We start from the raw sequence: 23,798 nt of genomic DNA, 5'->3' as shown, positions 1-23,798 counted from the left end.
CAAGTCGATTTGAGGGATACAAGATGGCGGATACGCCCGGACGAATTACATTGTGGGGTATCGAAGTCTTTGTCGCTACGGCAGAAGAGGCGTCGATTTCGGCAGCGGCCCGTCGGGTCAGCGCATCACCTGCGACAGTGTCACAACAACTGACCAACCTTGAGGCGGCGATTGGAACAACCCTGCTGGATCGCAGTGCTCGCCCTGTGAAGCTAACCCCCGCAGGCGACATGTTCCTGCGCCGTGCCAATACAATCCTGAACGAGGCCGCACATGCGCGAGCAGAACTGGCAATGGCGGACTTTTCGCGCCTGACCCGATTTCGGTTGGGGATGATCGTAGACTTTGATGCGGACATCACGCCGCGATTGCTGGCCAGCATGGGCAACGAGCTAAAAGGGTGCCAGTTCCTACTCGAAACAGGGGCAAGTCACGATCTGTTCGACGCGCTAGATACCCGCGCGTTAGACGTCATCGTGGCCGCCGAAATTGGCACATCAGCGGAATGGATGGAGGTCCATCCGTTGCTCGAAGAGCCGTTTGTCGCGGCCGTCCCACGTGGCACCATTGACCCTGAAACCGCCGCCGAAGAATTGCAAAAATTGCCGTTCATTCAATACACGACCCGCCAGTTTATGGGCCGCCAGATTGCGGGCCATTTGGCGCGGCAAAACCTGTCGCTGACCCACAAGTTTGAATTGGACAGCTACCACGCGATTATGGCGATGGTCGCGGGCAGTGCTGGATGGACAATTATTACGCCGTTAGGATGGTTGCGGGCGCAACGGTTCCGGTCACAAGTCGATCTGATCCCGCTGCCATTTGATCCGCTGAGCCGCCGGATTTCTATGACAGCGCGCAAGGGGATATTGGCCGATATGCCGGAACGGACAGCCGCGCGTCTCAGGGGGCATATTCAAGAGATGATCGTTGACCCCGCATGCGCGAATATGCCGTGGTTGACCGATCAGCTGCGGGTGCTTTGATCGAGTTTAGACGCCCAAACGGTCACGCATCGCGTACCACGTCATCGCAAGGGTCAGCAGGGGGGCACGAAACGCGCCGGCACCTGGGAACACTGGCATTGGCAGATCGGATAGAATGTCAAAACGGTCGGATTGACCGATGATTGCCTCGGCCAGAACCTGACCACTGAACCCCGATAGGGCCACTCCGTGACCCGAGAAACCAGAGGCCGACAAAATGTTTGGGCCTGCTCGCATCACGCAAGGCATCCGGTTCATTGTGATCCCCAATGTGCCGCCCCATGCGTAGTCAATGGCGGCACCTTTGATCTGGGGGAACAAGCCCTCGAACCGTTCACGCAGTTTCGTCGTAATGTCTGTTGGAAAACCCAAGCCATAGCTTTCACGACCGCCATACAGTAGCCTGCCATCGTGGCTAAGGCGAAAGTAATTCACGACGAATTTGCTGTCTGCGACGGCGATGTCGCGTGACAGAACCTCGGCTGCACGGTCGCCCAATGGCTCGGTTGCCGCGATAAAGCTGTTGATGGGCATAACGCGCGCGTTCACCGGCTTGTTGATCCCGCTGAGATAACCGTTGCCGGCCAAAATGACATGATCGGCCATCACATGACCCTGACCTGTTTGAACCTTGGCCGGGGATCCTCGGGCGATGTGGTGCACTTCGGATTGATCAAAGAGCAGGGCACCCGCGGCTTCGGCTTCGCGTGCTAGGGCTACAGCATAGCGCAATGGGTGGATGTGGCCCGCGCCCATATCCAGCGTGCCACCTACGTAGCTCTTTGTACGAACGATGTCCTGGAATGCTGCCGCGTCCAGTGGGCTGATCTGGTCGTACCCGTAATGTTTGGCGAGGTATTCGGCGTCTGCGTGGCTTTCGCGGCAATCGGCAGCAGACCAATCGCCATGGGCAATCCCGTCACGGAAAAGGGCATCGCCGGCGAACGCGGCGCAGTTTTCGCGCACCAAATCTTTGGCTGCTTGGGACATCCCCCACAGCGCATGGGCAGCGTCGTGCCCTTGGTGCTTTTCAATCCATTGTTGCGATTGGTTAAAGCCACTTCCGACTTGGCCACCGTTTCGACCTGATGCGCCAAATCCGGCACGGTGGGCATCCAGCACGATCACACGCCGTCCTGCACGAGCGAGCGTCAGGGTGGCCATCAAACCGGTAAAGCCCGCGCCAACAACACAAACATCCGCGTGTTCAGCACCCTTTAGTGACGGGCGCAACGGTGGCGCATCGGTTGTGGCCGCGTACCAGCTGGGTGGAAATGCCCCCCTTGTGTCATTGCGGTGCAGCAGGCTCATACGTTGATCAACAAATGCTCGCGTTCCCAAGGCGAGATCACCTGCAGGAACTCTTCGTATTCGGCCCGTTTGACGATCGAATAAACGCGCCCAAAGTCTGGACCAAGAATTTCTTGGAGCGCACCGGCCTCATCAAACAGGTCCATCGCGCTGCGCAGATCATAGGGGATACGCGCTTCGCCATCATAGGCATCGCCCTTGAATTCGGCTTTGGGCGTTTCTTTGTTGAAAACCCCGAGCAATCCGCAAGCGAGGCTCGCCGCAATGCCCAAGTAGGGATTGCAATCCATACCCGCGAGACGGTTTTCAACACGGCGCGATACCGGATCAGAGATTGGAACGCGAATACCGGTCGTGCGATTGTCGCGCCCCCAGTCGAGGTTGATAGGTGCTGCGTGGTCTTTCACATAGCGGCGGTAACTGTTCACATAGGGCGCCATCACAGCAATCGCCGACGGCATGTGGTTTTGCAGGCCCGCAATAAAGTGCAAGAATGCGTCTGTCTCGGACCCATCTGCATTTGAAAAGATGTTCTGCCCGTTCGCGTCCAGGACCGAATGGTGGATGTGCATCGCGCTACCCGGTTCGTCCGCGATCGGCTTGGCCATAAACGTTGCATAGCAATTGTGTTTAAGAGCTGCCTCGCGGATCAGCCGCTTGAAATAGAACACCTCGTCGGCCAGTTTGACCGGATCGCCATGGCGCAAATTGATTTCCAACTGACCTGCGCCGCCCTCTTGGGTGATGCCATCGATTTCAAAACCCTGCGCTTCGGCAAAGTCGTAAATGTCGTCGATTACTGGCCCGAATTCGTCAACAGCTGACATGGAATAGGCCTGTCGCGCGGCGGCTGGTCGTCCCGAACGACCCATCATCGGCTCGATCGGCTGCAACGGGTCGATGTTCCGCGCCACAAGGAAGAATTCCATTTCGGGTGCGACGACAGGTATTAGCCCGTGCTTGGCATAGGCCTCGCACACACGTTTCAGAACATTGCGTGGTGCAAACGGTACCGGCGCACCTGCTTGGTCATAGGCGTCATGGATCACCTGAAGCGTCCAGTCACCCGTCCATGGCGCCGCTGTTGCGGTTTCCATGTCGGGTTTCAGGATCATGTCTGGCTCGACAAATCCTTCGGGTCCCGCCGCTTCGCCCCAACCGCCAGTGATCGTTTGGAAATAGATCGAATTGGGTAGGTAGAACTGTGTTTGGCGTGCAAATTTGCTCGACGGAACGGCCTTGCCGCGTGCGATGCCTGGCAGGTCCGAAATGATGCATTCCACTTCGTCCAGACGCTGGCCTTTGATATAGGCCTGTGCCGCATCTGGTAGGGTATTTATCCAATCGCTCATGCCAGATCTGCCTTGCGAAAGAACCCACCAATTTGCTGCGCCAGTAGCGCATTGTCGTTTGCCACCTCAAGCTTGCTTGACGCCTCGTCGAGAAGTGGATCAGGGACATTCCCTTTGCCGCGCGAACGGATCAAACCATCGATAAAGTCGCTTTCGAATTCGGGATGCCATTGGACCGTGAACGCACGATTGCCATAGAGCAGCGCCGCGTTTTCGCAAAAGTCATTGCAGGCGACAACCTCGGCCCCTTCGGGGCGTGTGGTGACCTGATCCTGATGCCACGCGTTCATAGCAATCTCCGCGCCATCCATATCGTAGGTCTGGTGGCCGACAGCCCAACCACCTTTGAACTTTTCAACTGTGCCACCCAACGCTTGGGCGATGATCTGGTGACCGAAACAAACACCAACCAATGGCAGTTCATTTGAATAGATGTCGCGGATCAGATTTTCGAGCAACGGAATCCATTTATGTTCCTCGTAGGCACCATGTTTAGATCCGGTGATCAGCCAACCTTCGGCTTGGTGGGCGTCGGTCGGGAAATCCATGTTGACGACGTTCCACGTCTGAAAGGTAAAACCTTGTCCCCCCAAGAACCGTTCGAACATGTCGGAATACGTGGTGAAATCACCACGCAATTGTTCGGGGACGTGGCCTGTTTGTAGAATGCCGATTTTCATAGATCACCGTTGCTTGAGTGGTGAAACGCTAGCCGAGCGAACCTGCCGCGGCAAGGGGTCAGACGAGCTCGCTCGTCAACCGGAGCAGCTCAGCGTCAGAGAGGTCAGCGCATTTCAGAACTTCCTGCCGCTTGGTCATCACTAGATTTTTGATCAGTTGGGTTGGAAAAATCCGCGCGATGTCAGGGCTGGATGCAAATGCATTGATTGCACTGTCCCAGTCAGGGGCCAGTTGTTCGAGATCTTGGGCGTAGGCGTTGCCAGTGGTCGCGGCTGTGGGGGCTTTGGCGTCTTGGATGCCGTTCATTGTGGCGCCGAAAACGGCGGCAAACATCAAATATGGGTTCACGTCTCCACCTGCGACGCGGTGCTCGATCCGGCGCGCGGCAGTCGGGCCTCCGGGGATGCGAACAGCGACCGTGCGGTTGTCATACCCCCATGCCACATGGGTTGGGGCATGGGCGTCAGGGACAAGCCGTGAATAGCTGTTGGCGTGAGGTGCAAAAATCAGCGTCGAGGCGGCCATTGCGGACAAACAACCGGCAACGGCATGGCGCAGTTGGTCCGACCCGTCTGCAGCACCATTGTCAAAGACGTTTGCCCCATCCGCATCAAATACAGAAAAATGCAGGTGCATTCCGTTCCCAGCCTCAGCACCAAAGGGTTTGGCGGCAAAGGTTGCCGCCATTCCGTGTTTGCGGGCCAGACCTTTGACCATGTGTTTGAACAGGACCGTATCATCAGCGGCCTTCATGGCGGGCCCATGATTTAATGTGACCTCGAATTGGGCCGCACCGCTTTCTGCTGTGGTGGTATGGGCCGGAATGCCCATCGCATCACATGCCGCATAGAGATCCGTGAAAAAGGCATCAAACGCATCAAGCTCTTGCAGGCTCAGGATCTCACTTTGCGCCAAAGGATTGCCTGTCATCGGGTTTTTCGCTGGGGCGAGCGGCGCTGTTTCTTGGGTCAGAAAGAACTCTAGCTCAGTTGCGGCGATCACGGACCAGCCGCGTGCTTTGAACCGACCCAGAACGCCGGAGAGCGCGTGACGTGGATCGCCATCGAATGGATCGCCAGCCTCTGTTTGCAGCGTTGTGGGGATCAATGTGGACGGTGTTTCAAGCCACGGCATCGGCACCGCGCCGCGTGCGGTTGGGATCAGAACGCCGTCGCTGTCGCCTGTTTCAAACACCAATGGGCTATCTTCGATATCAGCCCCGAAGATATCAACATTCAAAACAGACAGAGGGAGCCGAACGGCGCCAGCTTGAACCTTTTGAACATAGTCTTCTGGTACGCGCTTGCCGCGAAACTGGCCATTCAGATCGGTACATGCGACGCGGATTGTTCGGTATTGGCTATCGTCCATAGCGCATCCCGATCAGCGAAAAATCTGTGGCCGCAGGCGTAGCTTGGGGCGGCGATCTTGGGGCAGGTGCTGGTTCAAGCGGCGGTTTATCAGTCCAAATACGGAAATCACACAGATCGTCAGGACGATGAAGTACCCAGCCAAAATGGGGTAGGGCACAAACGGGTTGAACGTCTTGTCCGCAAAGTAGCTCGCGTAATACAGCGCATCGCCGCGCTGTTGCCACGCTGGAAAGCCTGTGAAGAAAACAAGCGTCGTTGCGTGAAACAAGAAGATGGCTTCGTTCGTATAGGCAGGCCAAGCAAGGCGCAGGAGCGTCGGCCAAACGACCCGTTTGAACCGTGTCCAGCCTGTCAGACCGTAAGCATCTGCCGCTTCGATATCACCGCGCGGAATGGACTGAAGCGCGCCATAGAAAATCTCGCCTGAATAGGCGGCGGTGTTGCAGAACAAGACGACCAACGCGCCCAGCCATGCCGCACTAAACGGGGCGAAGAACGGGATTGATCCTTTGAGGCTGGCGAAGACCGCGTAACCAAAGAAGAATTGAATAAACAAAGGTGAGCCGCGGAACAAAAAGATAAACCATTCGGATGATTTTCTTGTCCACGGGTTCGCGCTGGATTTGCCGACGGCCAAAAGTGTTGCGAACAGAAATCCGGTCACCAGTGCGACGATGCCAAAATAGATGTTCCAGATCATGCCAGACCCGATCAGCGTGAACTGATCGCATAATGTGAAATTGTCCTTTGGCAACAGGCGTTGGCCGTAGCCAATGGACCGCAGCCCGTAGTCTTGGATCGTTTCCCAGCAGCTCACAACGCGGCCTTTCGCAGGGCATCGCCAGCGGCGGTGGCTTGGCCGCGGCTAAGACGGATGGTTAGTCGGTCCATGACGATTTCGGACAACCGCGTAAAGCAGAGGTAGAAAACCAACAGCGCGAGGAAGTACCACATCAACCAATTCTGGTGCGGGTAGTCGGTAAAGCGTGCCGTTTTTGCGCCGCCCAATTCACGAGCCCAATAGACGATGTCCTCGACACCGAGCAAGAACAAGAGTGGCGTTGCCTTGATCAAAACCATCCAGAGATTTGACAGGCCGGGCAGGGCGTAGATCCACATTTGCGGCACAAGAACACGCCAGAACGTTTGGCGGCGTGTCATGCCGTACGCTTCGGCGGTTTCCAGTTGTGGACGCGGAACAGCTCGCATCGCACCAAAGAGTACATTGGCCGCAAAGGCCCCAAAGACGATCGCAAATGTAAGAACAGCGAGCATAAAGCCATAGCTCTCATGCACCCATTGGGGCGCGTTGCCTAACGGTAGCTTGGCCGCGGTACAGACGATGAAATCATTGCCTTGCCGGATCGGTTCAGACCAATCGGGGCATCTGATTTTGTGGCGAACGTATTCAAAGCCTTGATCCAAGGCGATAACGAAAAACAGGAAAAACGCGATGTCCGGCACACCCCGGACAATCGCGATGTAGGTTTTGCCGAACCAGCGAAGCGGCGCAATTGTACTGCGGGCGGCAGACGCACCAGCAAAGCCAAAGGCCAAAGCGGTCGGTGCAGTGATCGCCAGCAACAGCAGAACAGTTGTGAATGAGGTATAAAATGCCATGTGCTTGCCTGTCGTCAGGTAGCACGAAAGCCATGTCAGGCCCGGTAGGGTCGAAGGGTCGGCGCAGTAGCTAAAAATAGCGGGCCTCACATATCAGGCTGTGGATATGAAAAAGGGCGCGCATCATCTGACGCGCGCCCAAAATTATGGTCTCTTAGAACTGCTCTGCGTCTGGCAGCCATTCGGCCAGCAGCGCGTTCAGTGTACCGTCGTCCTTCATGGACTGGATCGCTGCGTCAAACTTGCCGCGCAGTTCGCCGTCGCTCTCGCGGAAGCCCATGCCAACGCCGCCACCGATAAGGACGTTCTCGCCCACGATCATCAGATCGTCGTTCTCATCTGCGATTGGCTGCAGGTAGGCGCTGTCTGCGAGAACTGCGTCAGCTTCGCCGTTGCGGACCGCTGCGATTGTCTCGTCTGGTGTTGCGAACTCGACCAAGGTCGCGCCGGATTCAGCAACATATGCGGCTTGGATTGTGCCGGTCTGTGCTGCGATCACAGCAGACATTGTGTCTACTTCGCCCATGCCGAGGAATACGGATGGATCTGGCTGTGTGTAGCCCTGCGAGAAGTCGATGACTTCGTCACGCTCGTCTGTGATCGACATGCCTGCGATGATTGTGTCGTAGTTGCCGGACACGAGGTTTGGAATGATCGAATCCCACTCGTTTGTGACCCACTCACATGTCAGTTCAGCACGTGCGCACAGCTCGTCGCCCAAAGCGCGCTCGAAACCGTCAACTTCGCCAGCGTCGTTGATAAAGTTGTAGGGGGGGTAGGCGCCCTCGGTGCCCATACGGACAACAGAGTGGCTATCCGCCATTGCGAGGCCAGCTGTGAAAGCCAGTGCAGCAGTCGAAAGAATAAGCGTTTTCATCATGTTTCTCCCAGATGTTGAAGTGCTTGGTTATGTTGTTTCAGATTCGGGCGCGCGACGCAAATGACCTCACCCCGGTTGGGTAGCAGATAGAAACTGCTGTAATCGTTCGGTTTTGGGCGCACCAAAGAGGTTGGATGGTGTCCCTTCTTCTTCGATGCGGCCTTGGTGCAGGAACACAACGTGGTCTGACACATCAGCCGCCAGTCGCATGTCGTGGGTCACAATGATCATTGTACGCCCCTCGGCTGCGAGGTCCTTGATGACCTTGACCACTTCTTGCTCGAGCTCCGGATCCAACGCAGAGGTTGGCTCGTCAAAGAGCAGCGCCTTTGGCTCCATACACAGCGCACGGGCGATTGCGGCCCGTTGTTGTTGGCCGCCCGACAGCATTGCCGGATAAACATCGCATTTATCACCAATCCCAACCTTGTCGAGATAGGCGCGCGCCGCGGTTTCAACCTCGGCTTTGTCGCGGCCCAAGACGGTAACAGGTGCTTCCATGACATTCTCGAGAATGGTCATGTGCGCCCACAGATTGAACTGTTGAAAGACCATCGAAAGGTTCGTGCGGATGCGGGTGATCTGCGCCTTGTCGGCGGGGCGGCGGTTTTGCCCCGACCCTTTCCAACTGACAGGTTCATCGCAAAATAGGACGTCACCCTGCTGGCTGTCTTCCAATAGGTTTGCACAGCGCAAGAGCGTGGACTTTCCTGATCCGGACGATCCAATCAGCGAGACGACGTCGCCGCGTTTGGCGATGATGTCGACGCCCTTGAGCACCTCAAGCTTGCCATAGCTTTTGTGGAGATCTCGGATTTCAATTACTGAGGTGGTGTCGGTCACGCGCGCGCTATCCCTTGTATCGGCGGTAGAGTAACGCCTGTTTTTGGGTGGAATGCAACGGAAACTTGGGCCGTGACCTAACGGAACTCTTCCGTGATATTCCGTGTTGTCTTGGGGGTTGGGGGCAGAGGTAAATCGGCACAGGCGGCCACAGTCACATCGGCGAGCGACACCAAGCCCAGATCACCACGCGCCTGTTCTGTCATCGCGGACAATGCCGCGGGGATCACCACCTGCAACGGCGCAACATAGTCCACGTTTGCCGTGACCAAGGGTTGGCAAGGTGTCGCAATCGTTCGTCCAATGATTTTAGTCCCGCTTGGTTGTTCATCAAACCGACCCAGCATCTGCCACGTCACCGCATCAATTGCGGCGATATCTGCGCGCCCATCTGCGACGGCGTGCGCGCTGTCAAAATGCGCACCAGTCTCAACCACATGATTGAACTGCCCGCCATGCGCCCGCGCCCAAGTTTGGGGGGCGCCGTGCCCTGATTGGGATAGCAGTTCGTTGATGGCCAGTGTCCGGTCCAAATATGCCTCGACTGCATCGTCGTCATCGTTGCGGACAACGAACCAGCTGAAATAGTAGCCAGCGGCACATTCGGCCAGCCCGTAGTCAGAACTGCCAATCATGTGCAGTCGGTCCAAATACGCCGCGCGAAGGGGCAGGCAGCAAATTTGAGCAAAAATCAGATCAGGACGATCCCACGCACCCATCAAATCGGTCGTGTCGGTCAGAGTATCAGGGGCGCCCAACCCGTGATCGTGCAGTCCATCGCGGACCAGTTGCCAAAACTGATCGTGCGCGCCACGGTTCCGCGCGCGCAGATACATCGGCAATGTCGCAATCACTTAAATGCCAAACGTCGTTTCGACCCGTTGACGGGCCATCGCGCTGTCTTTGTCACTAACGCCAAGCATTGGGGCGACGAGCCGCAGCATGGCGTTCTCTTCGTCGGCGCGCACGCCATCGGCCAGCACAACTGACCATAGGGATTCGACAACCGCCTCGCGCTGCTCGTAGGGGACGACCTCTTTGATCGCCTTGGTAAATCGTACGGTGTCGGGCGCGTCATGTTCCATCGTTTCACAGCGGGCACGCAGTTTCGCAGCCTCTACAGGGTTCAAACCATATCTCTGGGCTAGCAGACGGTCGATCACACCGATTTCTTCGGCGGCATAGCGGCCATCAGATTTCGCAATCCGTACCAACAGGGCACCCATAGCGGTACGGGCGTCTTCGTCGTTCAACGGGGCGGGCTCGGGGGCCATCAGGCCTTTGAAGAAATCTGCAAACATAGACTTTGATATAACCTCTGCTTTTGCGCATTCAATTGATGCTCAGGCGTCGTACCCTTCGACGATAACCAAATCACCGTCAGCCACAGGGGTCCGTAGTGCCTTGGCCGCTTGGTATGCTGGACTGTGATAGCAGTCTAACGCGGCTTGGTAGCTGGGGAATTCGATGACGACAGTGCGCGGCTTGGCGGCACCTTCGACGACTTCTCGGTCACCGGCACGCACCAAAAATTTGGCACCAAATTCAGCAAAACACTCGGCGTTGGCCGCCTTGTAGTGTTCGTATTGCGCGGGATCGCGCACATCGACGTGGGCGACCCAATATCCTTTTGCCATCAGACCAACCTCGAATTGTCACGTGCCGCGCGTACAAAGTCAGCAAACAGCGGATGCGGCTCGAATGGTTTAGATTTCAGTTCAGGGTGGAACTGGACACCGATAAACCAAGGGTGGTCTGTCCATTCTACGATTTCTGGCAAGCGACCATCAGGCGACATCCCAGAAAAACAAAGCCCCTCGGCCTCGAGCGCTTCACGGTATTTGGTATCAACCTCGTAGCGGTGACGGTGACGCTCTTCGATGCTGGTGTCACCATAGACTTTGGCAACTTTCGATCCTTCGATCAGCGTGGCCGAATAGGCGCCCAAACGCATGGTCCCGCCCTTGTCGTCGTCGGCCTTGCGTTTCACCTTGTGGTTGCCCTGTACCCATTCTTTGAGATGATAGACGACCGGCTCGAACCGTTTTTGCCCAGCTTCATGGTCGAACTCTTCCGAGCCTGCCTTGGCCATGCCTGCCACGTTGCGTGCGGCCTCGATCACGGCCATCTGCATCCCCAGACAAATCCCCAGATAGGGGACATTGCGGGTACGGGCGAATTCTGCCGCTTTGATTTTGCCCTCTGTGCCGCGCTCTCCAAATCCACCTGGAACCAGAATTGCATGATACCCTTCGAGATGCGGGGCCGCGTCTTCGCTGTCAAAAGTTTCAGCATCGACCCATTCGACGTTCACTTTGACCCGATTGGCCATGCCGCCGTGGGTCAATGCCTCTTTGATCGACTTATAGGCGTCTTCCAGCTGCGTGTATTTCCCGACGATAGCGACTTTGACTTCGCCTTCTGGGTTGTTCACGCGGTCTGCGACGTCTTCCCAAACGCTTAGGTTCGGGGCAGGGGCTGGCGAAATGCCAAATGCATCCAATACCGCCTGATCCAACCCTTGTTCGTGATAGGCCAATGGAGCCTCGTAGATGGACTTGAGGTCGTAGGCTGCGATGACAGCCTCTTTGCGCACATTACAGAACAGACCAATCTTTTCGCGCTCACGTTCAGGGATCGGATGCTCGGACCGGCAGACCAGAACGTCAGGTGCAATGCCGATGCTGCGCAGCTCTTTGACGCTGTGCTGTGTCGGTTTTGTCTTGAGCTCACCACTGGCTGCCAAATAGGGCATCAACGTAAGGTGCATGAAAATACACTGGCCGCGTGGTTTATCCTGCGAAAACTGGCGGATCGCCTCAAAGAACGGCAGCGCTTCGATATCGCCAACAGTGCCCCCGATCTCACAAAGCATGAAATCAACTTCGTCTTCGCCCACGGCGATGAAATCTTTGATTTGGTTGGTCACGTGGGGGATCACTTGGATCGTTTTACCAAGGTAATCGCCACGACGCTCATTTTCCAAAACGGTCGAATAGATCCGACCAGATGATACGGAATCAGTATTGCGTGCCGCCACACCGGTAAAGCGTTCGTAGTGACCAAGATCGAGATCGGTCTCGGCGCCGTCATCTGTAACAAACACTTCGCCGTGCTCAAACGGGCTCATCGTTCCGGGATCAACGTTTAGATAGGGGTCCAGTTTGCGCAGTCGTACGCTAAACCCGCGTGCCTGAAGCAACGATCCAAGAGCGGCAGACGCAAGGCCCTTGCCCAGCGAAGATACAACACCACCCGTAATGAAAATAAATCGCGCCATTGCTCGGCAACTCCCGTGAATTTTTGTCATGTTGTGCTGAGCGTTTTTGGTTCAGGCAGGCCTGAGAATCCTCAGCATCACGGGATTTGAGATATAACGGATTCGGTCGCTCGGCACAACCGTCCGGTCTAGATCATGTTGCGGATTTTTTTAGAACAACAACCTATGGTGCTGTTGTGGCTCGATTAATTGTCAGCGAGGGGCACCAATGGGGTGCTGTCATCTGCCGACGGGGGCAACAAACTGTCGCCTTCCGGCACGTCAGCGTCACCCGAAACAGCAGGCGCGTCGCCCAGACGGTCAATAACCGAGCTGCCAGCAGAGTTCGATGCTGCGATGATTGTCAGCGCCACAGACGTACAAATAAACGCGATTGCTAGGATCCAAGTTACCTTGCCCAACGCCGTTGCTGCGGACCGGTTGCTCATTGCGCCGCCGCCGCCACCACCGCCGCCCATGCCAAGACCGCCACCTTCAGATCGTTGCAGCAGAACAGCCCCGATCAAAGAGAGAGCAAGAAGCAAGTGTACGATAAGGACGACGTTTTCCATGCAGGACAGACCGTTGGTTTGGAGGCCGCGAACGGCGTTTAGGGGTATTTAGGGGCTGTGATGCAGACCCGCAAGCACGAATGTGCCTGCTACTCGCTGATGTCATCCATATCCGACTGGCCAGATAGGGCCCGACGGACCGAACTGCCGCTTAGGCCGATTCCCAAAACAGTCGCGATCGTGACGATCCCGATCCACGCATTCCAGCTGCCATTCTCGAGCCCCAGCCAACCCCGGCCATGCAGACCCCACGGGTCAGCCGCGACAATCGCCAGAATAAGAAACATCCTAAACCCACCGATCGAGCGCAGCGTCGCGCGTAGGTAAATGACTTAGCCAACAAACAGCAATAGGCCAAGCAATACAGCAGGAGGCAGTTGGGCCTGCCAATTCTCGGTGGCCCATTTCACATAGTTCAACTGGGTCGGATTATAGGTCACCGCAACCAAGACGAACGCAAAGAGCCAGCGCACCACAAATCCCATGTTCAAACCCTCACTTGAACTGTTTTCACGTAAATGGCCGAAATTGAGGCCCGTTGTCTATAATTTGTGGTTTCACGTCGTCGCCAGCCCGACTATACGGGCGCGGGTTTTACCAGACAAAGGAATGGCATCATGGCCAATGTAGTTGTCGTCGGCGCTCAATGGGGCGACGAAGGGAAGGGCAAGATTGTCGATTGGCTCTCAGAGCGTGCGGACGTCATCGCGCGATTTCAGGGCGGTCACAACGCGGGCCACACGCTGGTCATTGATGGCGAGGTGTTCAAACTGAACGCGCTGCCATCCGGTGTCGTCCGCGGGGGCAAGCTCTCGGTGATTGGCAACGGTGTCGTTCTTGATCCGTGGCATTTGGTGAACGAGATCGCATCGATCCGCAAACAAGGCGTCGATATCTCACCAGAAACCCTGATGATTGCAGAGAATACGCCGCTGATCCTGCCGATCCACGGTGAACTGGACCGCGCCCGCGAGGAAGCCGCGTCCAAAGGCACCAAGATTGGCACAACAGGTCGTGGCATCGGTCCAGCATACGAAGACAAAGTAGGTCGTCGTTCGGTCCGTGTGGCTGATCTGGCCGATGCGGCAACCCTCGAAGCACGCGTTGATCGCGCGCTTCAGCACCACGATCCGCTGCGTAAGGGATTGGGGATCGAGGCCGTTGATCGCGATGCATTAGTCGCCCAGTTGCAAGAAATTGCCCAAGAGATTTTGCCTTTTGCCGCTCCCGTTTGGAAAGTGCTCAACGAGCGCAAGAAAAAAGGTGAGCGCATTTTGTTTGAAGGCGCGCAGGGCGCTCTTTTGGACATCGACTTTGGCACTTACCCTTTTGTGACGTCCTCGAACGTCATCGCGGGTCAGGCTGCGACTGGTGTTGGCGTCGGTCCAGGATCGATCGACTACGTTTTGGGTATCGTCAAAGCTTACACAACACGTGTGGGCGAGGGGCCGTTCCCGACTGAGTTGGACGATGATGACGGGCTGCGTCTCGGCACGCGTGGCCACGAATTCGGTACGGTGACTGGGCGCAAACGTCGCTGTGGTTGGTTCGACGCGGCATTGGTCCGTCAAACCTGTGCCACGTCTGGCGTCACGGGCATATCGTTGACCAAGCTCGATGTGCTGGATGGTTTTGAGACGCTCAAGATTTGCGTGGGCTACGATCTGGACGGCACCCGTCTTGATTATCTTCCCACTGCAGCGGATCAACAGGCACGTTGTACACCGATCTACGAAGAAGTTCCGGGTTGGTCAGATAGCACCGAAGGCGCGCGCAGCTGGGCTGATCTGCCTGCGGCCGCGATCAAATATGTTCGCCGGATCGAAGAGTTGATCGAATGCCCTGTCGCTCTATTGTCTACCTCACCCGAGCGTGACGATACGATCTTGGTGACGGACCCCTTCGAGGACTAATGGCTGATACTTCTAAACCCAAACTAAGCTACAGGGCGCGCCGCCGCTGGTCGCTGATCATTCTGATCGTCGGTATCCCGCTCTACATCATGGCGGCTGTGACGGTCTTGAACCTCTTGGGTCGCCCGCCGATCTGGATCGAGCTGCTGGTTTATGTGGTGCTTGGGGTCGTCTGGGCCTTTCCGCTCAAGGCGGTGTTCAAAGGCATTGGGCAGGTTGACCCTGATGCGCCGATAGATCCGGAATAATCCTGATCCCAAAATGAAAAACGGCGAGGACTGATGTCCTCGCCGTTCTGCGTTTTATGGGGTGTCGTTTACTGACCGACGGCCATGCCCTGAGGGCGGAATCGCGTTTTTTCAGTCACTTCGAACTGGCCACCGCGGATCTTGGCGATCCGACCTTGGCGCAGCAGTGTTCCGAACGACCGCATGCTGTCTTCGCGGGTAAACGTGTCAGGGTGCACTTCGCGAATTTTGCGAATGATCTGTGGACGAGAGAATTGTTCGCGACCTTCAATGAAGGACGTGTAAGACGCCGCCGCTTCCAAAAGATCACTGAGTTCTGTGGCACCAACGCTTTCGGCATAGTCAGCAAAATAGCTTCCATCTGCTGCTGGCACGGGGGCCTCTTGGACAGACACCCGACGTGGGCGCACAGGATCAGACAATGCAGGAGCATACTCTTGGTCGATGCGCTGGGACGCCACCAGTTTCAACGGAGCAGGGCGCGGACGATCAGAGCGTTCGGCGTTGCGCGATGTTGCACGGCGTGGTTTGACAACGCGGTTCAGATCATCGCGGAATGCGTTCTCAACTTCGTCTTCAGCCGCTTCTGGCTCGCCCAAACGGCGTGCCGCTTCGGTTGCAGCAACTGCTGCTTTAAGCTGAGCGATCGCCTGACGACGACGGTTGCCTTCTGGTTCGTCCAACTGTGCGTTGGTCTCATCCAGAATACGCTCGGCGGCTTCGTTTGGATCGCCTACTGCAGCCAGACGCTCGGCGCCGGCGGCGGTTGGTGCGTCTTCTGCGATGGCTTCGACGTCAACTTCATCGGCTCCTGCTGCGCGCTCGACCTCGGCCAGTTCGCTCAACAGTTCTGCTTCGTCTTCGTCAGACAGACCCGCGTCGTCAGCTGTCTCGTCGAGATCAATATCTTCGATCCCGTCAAGAGCCGCTAGGTTGGCCATATCAATCTCAAGTGCGGCCTCTTGCGAAGCAACCTCTTCGATCGCGTCTTCTGGTGCATCTGCGAGTGCCTCTTCAAAATCGGCACGGCGCATTTTGAAGAGGCGAGGACGTGGTGCCTCGTCTTCAGATGCGTCTTCGACTTCGTCCTGTGCCTTTGCAACGTCGTCTGATACATCAGCCTCGGCCTCAGCGTCTTGTGCCGAAACAGCCGAGCTAACCGCAGCCATCAGGCTGCTTGTGTCGATATCGTCTGCAGTGTCGTCTTCTCCAGCGTCTTCAGCGATTGCTTCGGCACGTGCTTCCACAACGTCAGCAACGATAGCATGCTCTTGATCTTCGGCATGCTCGTCTTCCGAATATTCGTAATCGCTGTCTTGATCGACGACCGCACGGATACGGCGCAATTTAGCCGCGACGCTATCCTCGTCTGCAAAGTCTTGCTGTGCAGGTGTGTCGGTCTCATCTTCCGGCTGCAATTCAGCCGTCTCCGGACCGTCAGCCACGAGCACTGAAGAGAGATCGAAATCCTCTTCGGCCTCAGGCTCGGAGACGGTGCCGACCTCAACCGCGGCAGCAGCAGGGGTCGTATCTGTGGTGTCCTGGTCAGGGACGCGGTCTGCCGACGCGTCCTCTTGGATCGGGTCGTGTACAGCTACGACGTCAACTGCGACAGGTGCAATGACCTCGTCCTCAGCGTCATTCAAGCGCGCCGCATTGTTTTGACCGCGATCTTTTACAATCCGTCGTGCAGGGACCTCTGCCGGGGTCTCTGAAACGGATGCGTCTGGTTCAGCCAATACCGGTGCTGCCTCTGCCGTGGCTGCGAGGATTGGATGTGGCTCTTGCGTGGTCATAGCATCAGCCGCGCGAAGAACAATGTCTGTGCCGTCTGTACGGGCCTCGACACGCCGTTCGATCTCGCGTTCAGCGATCCGTGCCAGCATGTCAGCATCAGGGGTTGGGGGTTCTGCCCCGAAATATCTGTCATCAGAAGCCAGATCGCGGAAATACTCCGCAATTGCCTTCATCGTTGAGAATGAATCCTCAAACCCCTCCAATGTGCACGAAAATGTGCCATAGGAAACGGTGAGGATCTTACTTTGTCCTACCATAGTGTGCTCGCTTTCATCCCACATCCAGCAAAGACCGGTTTACCATGAATTGGTTCGCAATCCGGAACAGAACAGTGAATAAGTGGGTATTATTTCGTGTCCAAAATGGGGAATGTTTCCCGAATGAATGATAATCCCATGAAACCCTTCGCTATTGTTCACGAAAACGCGCCAGTCATATTGGTCGGCGCAGGTCAGCTTTATCCCAATGATCTTACCGACTCGCTAACATTTGGCAAAATCATTGTGGCGGCGGATGGCGGCGCAGAGGCCGTTCTTGCCGCAGGCTATATGCCAGACGCCATCATAGGAGATATGGACAGTCAACCCAGCGATACAAGGTTGGAAGGCCTGATCCACCATATTCCAGAGCAAGACAGCACCGACTTTGACAAAGCGTTGAGGTCGATTTCAGCCCCATTGATCCTAGCGTGCGGGTTCACGGGCAAACGGATTGATCACAGTCTCGCGGTTTTGACAGCGTTGATGACGGCCCAAGAGCAACTCTGCGTCGTTGTTGGGGAAGAAAGCGTCATTGCCCTATGCCCGCCGCGCATCGCGTTCGATTTACCTGCGGGTTCGGTGTTCTCGGTCTTTCCGATGCAAAACACATCTGCGACGTCGACAGGACTAAAGTGGCCGCTCGAAGGTGTCGATCTAGGTCCCACCCGCCGTATCGGGACGTCAAACGAAGTATCAGGGCCTGTCGAAATCACCGTAGACGATCCGCATTTGATTGTGATTGTCCCACGCGCAGCCTTGGCCGAACTGGTTCGCGCGCTTAGGGCTGCGCCCGCGCAATGGCCCGCTCGCGCATAAGTATATAGAGACCAGCGCAGATTGTGATCACGATCCCAACGGCCGCCCACCCATTCGGCAGATCGCCAAATATCGCGAGCCCGATAACGGTCGCAATTGGAATTTCCAGATATTGAACAGGGGCCAGCGTCGCAGAGGGTGCAAAGCGCAGGCTCCATGTCATCAATAGATGTGCCAACGTGCCCAACAGGCCCAACGGCAGCAACAACCAAGCCAATGACGTCGCAGGTATCCCCCATTCAAGAGGTTCCAAGCCTGTGCTGAAAACAATGATGGGCAGTAATATTGCTGTCGCGATCAAACCGCTGTTGGCTTGCAACACCAATGGATCGACCTCTTTGGCGACTTGCCGCGTGACCAACATGAACATTGCAAACACAACGGCCACCAATAGGGGCCACAATGCTGGCCAGCCGACATCAACAAAGTTGGGCTGTACAACCAACAAGGTGCCAACAAACCCAACCGCGCATGCAGCTAGCCTGTGGGGACCGACCTCTTCACCAAGCACGGTCTTACCCAGCAACAGCATGATAAAGGGCATCACAAATGCGATGGCCACCGCATCAGCAAGCGGCAGGTAACGCAAACCTGTGAACATCGCGCCGATGCCAATGATATGCAGGATCGTGCGTTGTATAGTCAGCCGGACCGCACGTCGCGGCATTGCGAAGCTGCCCCCAGTTAGGAAAATATACGGGACCAAAATAATGACTTGGATCCCGAACCGGACCAGCAACAGCATCCCCAACGACACAGTGCCACCCAAAACCTTGGCCATGGCATCGCCCATCGGGGCGAGCACACAGAACCCGATCATCAAGAGAATGCCGATAAACGGCTTGTCGATTTGCATGTGTCGACGCTAGGGGCGGTGCGCCCTAGGTGCAATCAGCAATTGGGGACGTTGACGGCCAAACCACCCAAAGCGGTCTCTTTGTATTTCTCGCTCATGTCTTCGCCGGTTTGGCGCATGGTTTCAATCGCGGCATCGAGCGGTACCATATGCGTGCCGTCACCGCGCAACGCTAGACTGGCAGCTGACACGGCTTTGATCGCGCCCAGACCGTTGCGTTCAATACATGGCACCTGAACCAATCCGCGAACAGGATCACACGTCATCCCTAAATGGTGTTCCAGCGCAATCTCGGCGGCGTTTTCAACATGCTCGGGTGAGCCGCCCATCACAGCCGCCAAACCAGCCGCAGCCATTGCGGCAGCACTGCCGACCTCGGCCTGACATCCGCATTCTGCACCAGAGATGCTGGCATTGTGTTTGACCAACCCGCCAATAGCCGAGGCCGTCAGCAAGAAATCCCCAACCTTTGAAATCGTCGCACCTGGCACGTGGTCGAGGTAATAGCGGATCGTCGCTGGGACGACACCGGCTGCCCCGTTTGTAGGTGCCGTGACAACCTGACCACCTGCTGCGTTCTCTTCGTTCACAGCCATTGCGTAGACGCTCATCCAATCGTTGATCGTATGTGGTGCGCTTTGGTTCAGGCCCCGTTCGGCCTGCAATGCATCGTGAATTCCTTTGGCACGGCGTTTCACATTCAGACCACCTGGCAGAATACCTTCGTTTTCCAGACCGTAGTTGATGCAGCTGTTCATGACCTCCCAAATCCGGCTAAGCCCACTGTCGAGCTGGCCGTGGGGGATGCGGCTGACTTCGTTGGCGCGCTTCATCTCGGCGATGGATTTGCCGGTGGTCTCCGCCATCTTAAGCATCTCGGCCGCGCTCTTGAACGGGTAGGGGACAGGCGCGCCGTCATCTGCGTTTTTTCCTGCCGCCAACTCTTCTTCGGTCAGCACAAACCCGCCGCCAATAGAGTAATAAGTCTGGCTGATGATGGTATCGCCTTGGGCGTCCGTCGCATGCAGGATCATCCCATTGGCATGACCGGGCAGTGCGGGGCCGTAATCAAAGAGCAAGTCCTCTTTGGGATTGAACCGCAGGGTATCAAACCCATCGGGTGTTACCGTTTCTTCCGCTTTGATCCGCGCCATCTCGGCTTCAGCCGCGGCCATGCCATAGGTGTCTAGTGACATGCCCGACAGACCTAAAATCACGGCACGATCTGTCGCATGGCCCACACCCGTAAAGGCGAGCGAGCCATGAAGCGATGCTTTCAATCCGGCGATTTTGAATGGTTGAGCGCGCAATTGATCCAGAAACCGCGTGGCGGCGACCATTGGACCGATTGTGTGACTTGATGAAGGGCCGATCCCAACTTTGAACATGTCGAAAACTGACAAAAACATTAGGTGGGCGATCCTTCCGGCGGATTGGGTGGCTTTGGTGCGGTGAAGGAGTTAGCCCCCAGCCCTTCGGCATTGGCAGATGCTTTGACGCTAGACAACCCCTCGACACGGGCTGCTAGCGCAAACAGATTGGGATAGTCCGACAAAGTATACCAACCCTTATGTTCCGAGGGGTAAATGGCAAGCCATCTGAGCATCGGCGCGAGGTGGAAATCCAGCATTGAAATGGTTGCAAAGCGGGCCTCGTGACCGACCGCGGATTCCAAAACATCGAGATGATCCAGGATTGCGGCTCTTGAACCAGCGCGCAGCGCCTCTTTTGTCTCGTCCGTCTGCATTAAGGCTTCAGGGTAAAACAGGTTGCGCATCAGCGGGTGGAGTGTGTTCGAAAAATTAAACAACCATTTCAGCGCACAATTGCGTGCTGGATTGTCAACACGTGGCAAGCCGCAACCATGTGTCTCGGCCAGCCACAAGAGTATTGCTTCCGTTTCAAACAGCACCAAATCATCGGCGAGTAAAGCAGGTTTTTTGCCGTTTGGGTTTAGGGCAAGATATTCTTCGGATCGTTGTTCCGCGACGCTACGATCAACCAATACGGTTTCGTATGGGATCAAGTAATGGTCCATGGCAAGTCTGATACACAGCGAGGCGTTGTCGGGCTCATAATAGAGGCGATATGGCTGTTTCATGCTTCCTTTGTGCCACGTGCTGTCAGTCTGTCCATCGGAAAAATGACCAATTTTTGCCCGTTCCGGAATGTGAGCGCTAAAATCTTGGGATTTTTGTGGCTGTTGATGCAAGATCGTTCTACCAAGCTCGCCAAACCTATTAATCCGCAAAATATGCAGGAGCCGCCATGATCGACGACAGTTCGTTTGATATCCAAATTGTTACTGAACCTGATGACCTCGAGGCGTGTTTGGCCCTGCGATACGATGTTTTTGTGACGGAACAGGACGTACCTTTGGACGAAGAGGTTGATGGCGATGATCCCAATTGCGCCCATGTTCTGGTGCGCGACGCAGGAACGCCCATCGGGGCTGCGCGATTTAAATACGCCAATGGTGCGGGCAAAATACAGCGGGTCTGCGTGCCGCACGCTGCCCGCGGACGCGGCATCGGCGCGCACATCATTCAGTTCATAGTAGCGCAAATGCGCGCGCAGCCTGACTGCCAAGTGGCCAAGCTTGGGGCACAAACCCATGCGATTGCGTTCTATGAACGTTTGGGGTTCGAAATCAGCAGCGAGGAATATCTCGACGCGAATATCCCGCACAAGGACATGGAGCTGGACCTCACCACATCCTAACCTCGCGTTAGGGCGGTGCAGACTATGCTGCAAAACGCTCTCGCACCTTTAGAGAAACCCACCTATACCTTGACCACCACGGAGAACGGAGCTGCCCCATGACTGGAGAATTGTCCCCCATCGACAAGGCTAAATTTGTAGCCGCAAAAAAGGCCTGTGATTATGTCGAATCCGGCATGCGCGTTGGGCTGGGATCGGGATCAACTGCCGCATGGCTGGTCAAATGTCTGGGTGAATTGGTTCGTGAAGACGGATTAAAGATTAAAGGCGTGCCAACCAGCACCCGCACAGCAGCGCTGGCCCGCGAAGTCGGGATCGAGGTCATTTCGCTGGACGAGGCAAAATGGCTGGATGTGACAATCGATGGAGCGGATGAATATGACGCGAATCTCAACCTGATCAAAGGTGGCGGTGGCTCGTTGTTGCAGGAAAAAATCGTAGCAACAGCCAGCGACCAAATGGTTGTGATTGCGGATATTGGCAAACAAGTAGAAACGCTCGGTGCGTTCCCACTTCCAATCGAAGTGATCCCATTTGGCTGGCAAACGACCAAGGCTTTGGTCGAAGAAAGTCTGATCAGTATGGACGTCTTGGGGCGCAATAGTACCCTACGACTGAACGGTGACACGCCATTCGTGACGGACGAAGGCAACTTTATCCTCGATCTCCATCTGAACCGCATTGCGAACGGCCGCCAGCTTAGCCTCGTGCTGAACCAAATGCCTGGTGTCGTCGAAAACGGGTTGTTCATCGACATCTGTGACGCAGTTGTGATCGGCTATGGGGATGGCAAGGTCGAGGTGCGCGACATAAATGCAGGCACTGTAGAAGAAACACGGTTGGATTTTGTCGAGAACGACAATCTCTTTATGGACCTAACAGACTAAGGACGCGCACACATGGCTTTTGATTGCGACCTATTTGTCATCGGTGGGGGGTCTGGCGGCGTCCGTGCGGCACGCGTGTCAGCCAGCGGCGGCGCATCCGTCGCGCTAGCCGAAGAATACCGGATGGGCGGCACTTGTGTCATTAGGGGCTGTGTTCCCAAGAAACTGATGGTCTTTGCGTCAGGGTATCGCGACATGTTCGAAGATGCCCGTGCCTATGGCTGGGATATTGCGGACGGTACCTTCAACTGGTCCACGCTCAAGGGCAGAATGCACAACGAACTTGATCGCCTCGAAGGTATCTATCGCAAGCTGCTGGACGGCTCCGGTGTCGAAGTGTTCGACAGCCGCGCAACCGTCAAAGACGCACATACTGTCTTGCTCGCGGATGGTACGGAAAAGACGGCCAAGCATATCCTTGTGGCAACAGGCGGCCGGCCTGCGCTGCCTGATATGCCGAACGCGGATCTGGGCATGACGTCCAACGACATTTTCTTGATGGATGAAATGCCCAAGAGCATCTTGATCGTCGGTGGTGGCTATATTGCCAGTGAATTTGCCTGCATTCTCAACGGTCTTGGCGTTGAAGTGACGCAATTCTATCGTGGTGATCAAATTCTGCGCGGCTTTGATGACGAAGCGCGTGGGCTTGTGGCCGATCAGATGACGCAGAATGGCGTGGATCTGCATCTTGGCACCAACATCGCAGAAATGATGCTAGAGAAGGACCGCGATCCTGACGGTGCGGTTCCGACGTCGCAGCAGTCTGGCCGCCAGGGTCCGGTTTGGGTCAAAGCAACTGATGGTACGGAACGCGCCTACGACGCAGTGATGTTTGCAACAGGTCGGTCTCCGAACACGGATGGTTTGGGCCTAAGTGATGCAGGCGTTGAAATTGGCCTTCGCGGCGAAGTCGTGGTTGATGACTATTCTCAAACGGCAGTGCCCAGCATCTATGCCATTGGCGACGTGACGAACCGTGTTCAGCTGACCCCGGTTGCGATCCGCGAAGGCATGGCGTTTGTCGAAACCGTCTTCAACGGTAACCCAACCAAACCCGATCACGAATTGATCCCGTCGGCGATCTTTACCCAGCCTGAGATGGGCACCATTGGCCTGAGCGAAGAAGACGCGCGCGCCCAAGAAGCTATTGAGGTGTATGCAACGAGTTTTAAGCCGATGCAGCAGGCCTTTGCTGGTCGCGAAGACCGCGTGTTGATGAAGCTGGTAGTCTCGCAAGCCACACGCAAGGTTTTGGGCTGTCACATCGTCGCAGATCATGCGGGCGAAATGATCCAACTTGCAGGTGTCGCGATCAAAATGGGCGCAACAAAAGAAGACTTTGACCGGACGGTCGCGGTGCACCCCACCGTGTCCGAAGAATTGGTCACAATGAAAGAGCCTGTGCGGACAGCTTGATTTC

The 23,798-nt window shown here is 56.0% G+C and carries 24 protein-coding genes and 1 pseudogene; 7 read left to right on the top strand and 18 right to left on the bottom strand.

Translation table 11 applies throughout. The annotated features are described in order from the left end of the window. The first annotated feature begins 23 nt into the window (after positions 1-23). Positions 24-986 carry a LysR family transcriptional regulator gene (locus TR2A62_RS06265; RefSeq protein WP_009158729.1) on the top strand — a complete coding sequence of 321 codons (963 nt, stop codon included), beginning with the start codon at positions 24-26 and terminating at the stop codon, positions 984-986. A gap of 6 nt (positions 987-992) precedes the next feature. On the opposite strand, the gene TR2A62_RS06260 is transcribed toward TR2A62_RS06265, so the two are convergent. The 14 genes and pseudogenes from TR2A62_RS06260 to TR2A62_RS18420 form a co-directional block, all read right to left on the bottom strand. Next, positions 993-2,297 (bottom strand): FAD-binding oxidoreductase, encoded by a 1,305-nt coding sequence (locus TR2A62_RS06260; RefSeq protein ID WP_009158224.1) that lies wholly within the window; start codon positions 2,295-2,297, stop codon positions 993-995. Further along, positions 2,294-3,649, bottom strand: coding sequence for a glutamine synthetase family protein (locus tag TR2A62_RS06255; protein ID WP_009160842.1), 1,356 nt, complete (start codon positions 3,647-3,649; stop codon positions 2,294-2,296). The genes TR2A62_RS06260 and TR2A62_RS06255 overlap by 4 nt, the downstream gene beginning before the upstream one ends. After that, positions 3,646-4,329, bottom strand: coding sequence for a type 1 glutamine amidotransferase (locus TR2A62_RS06250; protein WP_009159588.1), 684 nt, complete (start codon positions 4,327-4,329; stop codon positions 3,646-3,648). The genes TR2A62_RS06255 and TR2A62_RS06250 overlap by 4 nt, the downstream gene beginning before the upstream one ends. Before the next feature lie 58 nt (positions 4,330-4,387). Then, positions 4,388-5,701, bottom strand: a complete 1,314-nt coding sequence (locus TR2A62_RS06245) for a glutamine synthetase family protein (protein ID WP_009158216.1) — start codon at positions 5,699-5,701, stop codon at positions 4,388-4,390. Positions 5,702-5,713: 12 nt separating this feature from the next. Then, positions 5,714-6,520: an ABC transporter permease gene (locus TR2A62_RS06240; RefSeq protein ID WP_009157909.1), complete on the bottom strand. Its 807-nt coding sequence runs from the start codon at positions 6,518-6,520 to the stop codon at positions 5,714-5,716. Beyond that, positions 6,517-7,401, bottom strand: coding sequence for an ABC transporter permease (locus tag TR2A62_RS06235; protein ID WP_040821208.1), 885 nt, complete (start codon positions 7,399-7,401; stop codon positions 6,517-6,519). Before TR2A62_RS06235 ends, TR2A62_RS06240 begins: the two co-directional genes overlap by 4 nt. Before the next feature lie 76 nt (positions 7,402-7,477). Next, complete coding sequence (locus tag TR2A62_RS06230) at positions 7,478-8,200, bottom strand: transporter substrate-binding domain-containing protein (protein WP_040821205.1); 723 nt, start codon at positions 8,198-8,200, stop codon at positions 7,478-7,480. 69 nt (positions 8,201-8,269) lie between these two features. After that, complete coding sequence (locus TR2A62_RS06225) at positions 8,270-9,046, bottom strand: ABC transporter ATP-binding protein (protein WP_009158137.1); 777 nt, start codon at positions 9,044-9,046, stop codon at positions 8,270-8,272. Positions 9,047-9,123: 77 nt separating this feature from the next. Continuing rightward, complete coding sequence (locus TR2A62_RS06220; protein ID WP_009159001.1) at positions 9,124-9,900, bottom strand: phosphate/phosphite/phosphonate ABC transporter substrate-binding protein; 777 nt, start codon at positions 9,898-9,900, stop codon at positions 9,124-9,126. After that, a complete protein-coding gene (locus TR2A62_RS06215; RefSeq protein ID WP_009160854.1) occupies positions 9,901-10,347 on the bottom strand; it encodes a TerB family tellurite resistance protein in 447 nt (148 codons plus the stop codon). Positions 10,348-10,389: 42 nt separating this feature from the next. Next, positions 10,390-10,683 (bottom strand): DUF1330 domain-containing protein, encoded by a 294-nt coding sequence (locus TR2A62_RS06210; RefSeq protein WP_009159898.1) that lies wholly within the window; start codon positions 10,681-10,683, stop codon positions 10,390-10,392. Next, on the bottom strand, positions 10,683-12,326 hold the full coding sequence (locus tag TR2A62_RS06205) for a CTP synthase (protein WP_009158308.1): 1,644 nt from the start codon (positions 12,324-12,326) through the stop codon (positions 10,683-10,685). The genes TR2A62_RS06210 and TR2A62_RS06205 overlap by 1 nt, the downstream gene beginning before the upstream one ends. Positions 12,327-12,511: 185 nt before the next feature. Beyond that, positions 12,512-12,877 carry a preprotein translocase subunit SecG gene (gene secG / locus TR2A62_RS06200; protein ID WP_009157366.1) on the bottom strand — a complete coding sequence of 122 codons (366 nt, stop codon included), beginning with the start codon at positions 12,875-12,877 and terminating at the stop codon, positions 12,512-12,514. 89 nt (positions 12,878-12,966) lie between these two features. Continuing rightward, a pseudogene (locus TR2A62_RS18420) lies at positions 12,967-13,362 on the bottom strand (DUF6524 family protein). Between the two features lie 132 nt (positions 13,363-13,494). Here TR2A62_RS18420 and TR2A62_RS06190 point away from each other — a divergent pair. After that, on the top strand, positions 13,495-14,790 hold the full coding sequence (locus tag TR2A62_RS06190) for an adenylosuccinate synthase (protein WP_009160644.1): 1,296 nt from the start codon (positions 13,495-13,497) through the stop codon (positions 14,788-14,790). Beyond that, positions 14,790-15,038 (top strand): DUF2842 domain-containing protein, encoded by a 249-nt coding sequence (locus TR2A62_RS06185; RefSeq protein WP_009159562.1) that lies wholly within the window; start codon positions 14,790-14,792, stop codon positions 15,036-15,038. Before TR2A62_RS06190 ends, TR2A62_RS06185 begins: the two co-directional genes overlap by 1 nt. Before the next feature lie 68 nt (positions 15,039-15,106). On the opposite strand, the gene TR2A62_RS06180 is transcribed toward TR2A62_RS06185, so the two are convergent. Beyond that, on the bottom strand, positions 15,107-17,008 hold the full coding sequence (locus tag TR2A62_RS06180) for a hypothetical protein (RefSeq protein WP_009158321.1): 1,902 nt from the start codon (positions 17,006-17,008) through the stop codon (positions 15,107-15,109). Positions 17,009-17,230: 222 nt separating this feature from the next. Between TR2A62_RS06180 and TR2A62_RS06175 the strand changes: the two genes are divergently transcribed. Then, complete coding sequence (locus tag TR2A62_RS06175) at positions 17,231-17,911, top strand: thiamine diphosphokinase (RefSeq protein WP_009160468.1); 681 nt, start codon at positions 17,231-17,233, stop codon at positions 17,909-17,911. Here TR2A62_RS06175 and TR2A62_RS06170 read toward each other — a convergent pair. The 3 genes from TR2A62_RS06170 to TR2A62_RS06160 are packed head-to-tail and all read right to left on the bottom strand — an operon-like array spanning position 17,874 to position 20,868. After that, positions 17,874-18,767: a DMT family transporter gene (locus TR2A62_RS06170; RefSeq protein ID WP_009157316.1), complete on the bottom strand. Its 894-nt coding sequence runs from the start codon at positions 18,765-18,767 to the stop codon at positions 17,874-17,876. The two genes, TR2A62_RS06175 and TR2A62_RS06170, sit on opposite strands and share 38 nt — an antisense overlap. Positions 18,768-18,802: 35 nt before the next feature. Further along, positions 18,803-20,176, bottom strand: a complete 1,374-nt coding sequence (locus tag TR2A62_RS06165) for an L-serine ammonia-lyase (protein ID WP_009159395.1) — start codon at positions 20,174-20,176, stop codon at positions 18,803-18,805. Next, a complete protein-coding gene (locus TR2A62_RS06160; RefSeq protein ID WP_009159744.1) occupies positions 20,176-20,868 on the bottom strand; it encodes a glutathione S-transferase family protein in 693 nt (230 codons plus the stop codon). The genes TR2A62_RS06165 and TR2A62_RS06160 overlap by 1 nt, the downstream gene beginning before the upstream one ends. Before the next feature lie 167 nt (positions 20,869-21,035). On the opposite strand from TR2A62_RS06160, the gene TR2A62_RS06155 reads away from it, so the two are divergent. The 3 genes from TR2A62_RS06155 to gorA all read left to right on the top strand — a co-directional run bounded on the left by TR2A62_RS06155 (position 21,036) and on the right by gorA (position 23,794). After that, positions 21,036-21,488, top strand: coding sequence for a GNAT family N-acetyltransferase (locus TR2A62_RS06155; protein ID WP_009158042.1), 453 nt, complete (start codon positions 21,036-21,038; stop codon positions 21,486-21,488). A 98-nt stretch (positions 21,489-21,586) separates the two neighbouring features. After that, positions 21,587-22,375: a ribose-5-phosphate isomerase RpiA gene (gene rpiA, locus TR2A62_RS06150; RefSeq protein WP_009160667.1), complete on the top strand. Its 789-nt coding sequence runs from the start codon at positions 21,587-21,589 to the stop codon at positions 22,373-22,375. A gap of 12 nt (positions 22,376-22,387) precedes the next feature. Then, the gene (gorA, locus tag TR2A62_RS06145; protein ID WP_009158713.1) at positions 22,388-23,794 is read left to right on the top strand and encodes a glutathione-disulfide reductase; all 1,407 of its coding nucleotides are present in this window, start codon (positions 22,388-22,390) and stop codon (positions 23,792-23,794) included. Positions 23,795-23,798: the final 4 nt, after the last annotated feature.

It is taken from the genome of Thalassobium sp. R2A62, assembly GCF_000161835.1.
Classification (GTDB): domain Bacteria; phylum Pseudomonadota; class Alphaproteobacteria; order Rhodobacterales; family Rhodobacteraceae; genus Thalassobium.
The sequence above is the reverse complement of the archived record's forward strand: the minus strand, read 5'-3'. Positions and strand labels throughout refer to the sequence as shown.

Bases quoted from the DNA above. Each gene is read 5' to 3' on its own strand.
- TR2A62_RS06265 (WP_009158729.1), top strand. From the start codon at position 24: ATGGCGGATACGCCCGGACGAATTACATTGTGGGGTATCGAAGTCTTT.
- TR2A62_RS06260 (WP_009158224.1), bottom strand. From the start codon at position 2,297: ATGAGCCTGCTGCACCGCAATGACACAAGGGGGGCATTTCCACCCAGC.
- TR2A62_RS06255 (WP_009160842.1), bottom strand. From the start codon at position 3,649: ATGAGCGATTGGATAAATACCCTACCAGATGCGGCACAGGCCTATATC.
- TR2A62_RS06250 (WP_009159588.1), bottom strand. From the start codon at position 4,329: ATGAAAATCGGCATTCTACAAACAGGCCACGTCCCCGAACAATTGCGT.
- TR2A62_RS06245 (WP_009158216.1), bottom strand. From the start codon at position 5,701: ATGGACGATAGCCAATACCGAACAATCCGCGTCGCATGTACCGATCTG.
- TR2A62_RS06230 (WP_040821205.1), bottom strand. From the start codon at position 8,200: ATGAAAACGCTTATTCTTTCGACTGCTGCACTGGCTTTCACAGCTGGC.
- TR2A62_RS06215 (WP_009160854.1), bottom strand. From the start codon at position 10,347: ATGTTTGCAGATTTCTTCAAAGGCCTGATGGCCCCCGAGCCCGCCCCG.
- TR2A62_RS06210 (WP_009159898.1), bottom strand. From the start codon at position 10,683: ATGGCAAAAGGATATTGGGTCGCCCACGTCGATGTGCGCGATCCCGCG.
- TR2A62_RS06205 (WP_009158308.1), bottom strand. From the start codon at position 12,326: ATGGCGCGATTTATTTTCATTACGGGTGGTGTTGTATCTTCGCTGGGC.
- secG (WP_009157366.1), bottom strand. From the start codon at position 12,877: ATGGAAAACGTCGTCCTTATCGTACACTTGCTTCTTGCTCTCTCTTTG.
- TR2A62_RS06190 (WP_009160644.1), top strand. From the start codon at position 13,495: ATGGCCAATGTAGTTGTCGTCGGCGCTCAATGGGGCGACGAAGGGAAG.
- TR2A62_RS06185 (WP_009159562.1), top strand. From the start codon at position 14,790: ATGGCTGATACTTCTAAACCCAAACTAAGCTACAGGGCGCGCCGCCGC.
- TR2A62_RS06180 (WP_009158321.1), bottom strand. From the start codon at position 17,008: ATGAAGGCAATTGCGGAGTATTTCCGCGATCTGGCTTCTGATGACAGA.
- TR2A62_RS06175 (WP_009160468.1), top strand. From the start codon at position 17,231: ATGAAACCCTTCGCTATTGTTCACGAAAACGCGCCAGTCATATTGGTC.
- TR2A62_RS06170 (WP_009157316.1), bottom strand. From the start codon at position 18,767: ATGCAAATCGACAAGCCGTTTATCGGCATTCTCTTGATGATCGGGTTC.
- TR2A62_RS06165 (WP_009159395.1), bottom strand. From the start codon at position 20,176: ATGTTTTTGTCAGTTTTCGACATGTTCAAAGTTGGGATCGGCCCTTCA.
- TR2A62_RS06160 (WP_009159744.1), bottom strand. From the start codon at position 20,868: ATGAAACAGCCATATCGCCTCTATTATGAGCCCGACAACGCCTCGCTG.
- TR2A62_RS06155 (WP_009158042.1), top strand. From the start codon at position 21,036: ATGATCGACGACAGTTCGTTTGATATCCAAATTGTTACTGAACCTGAT.
- rpiA (WP_009160667.1), top strand. From the start codon at position 21,587: ATGACTGGAGAATTGTCCCCCATCGACAAGGCTAAATTTGTAGCCGCA.
- gorA (WP_009158713.1), top strand. From the start codon at position 22,388: ATGGCTTTTGATTGCGACCTATTTGTCATCGGTGGGGGGTCTGGCGGC.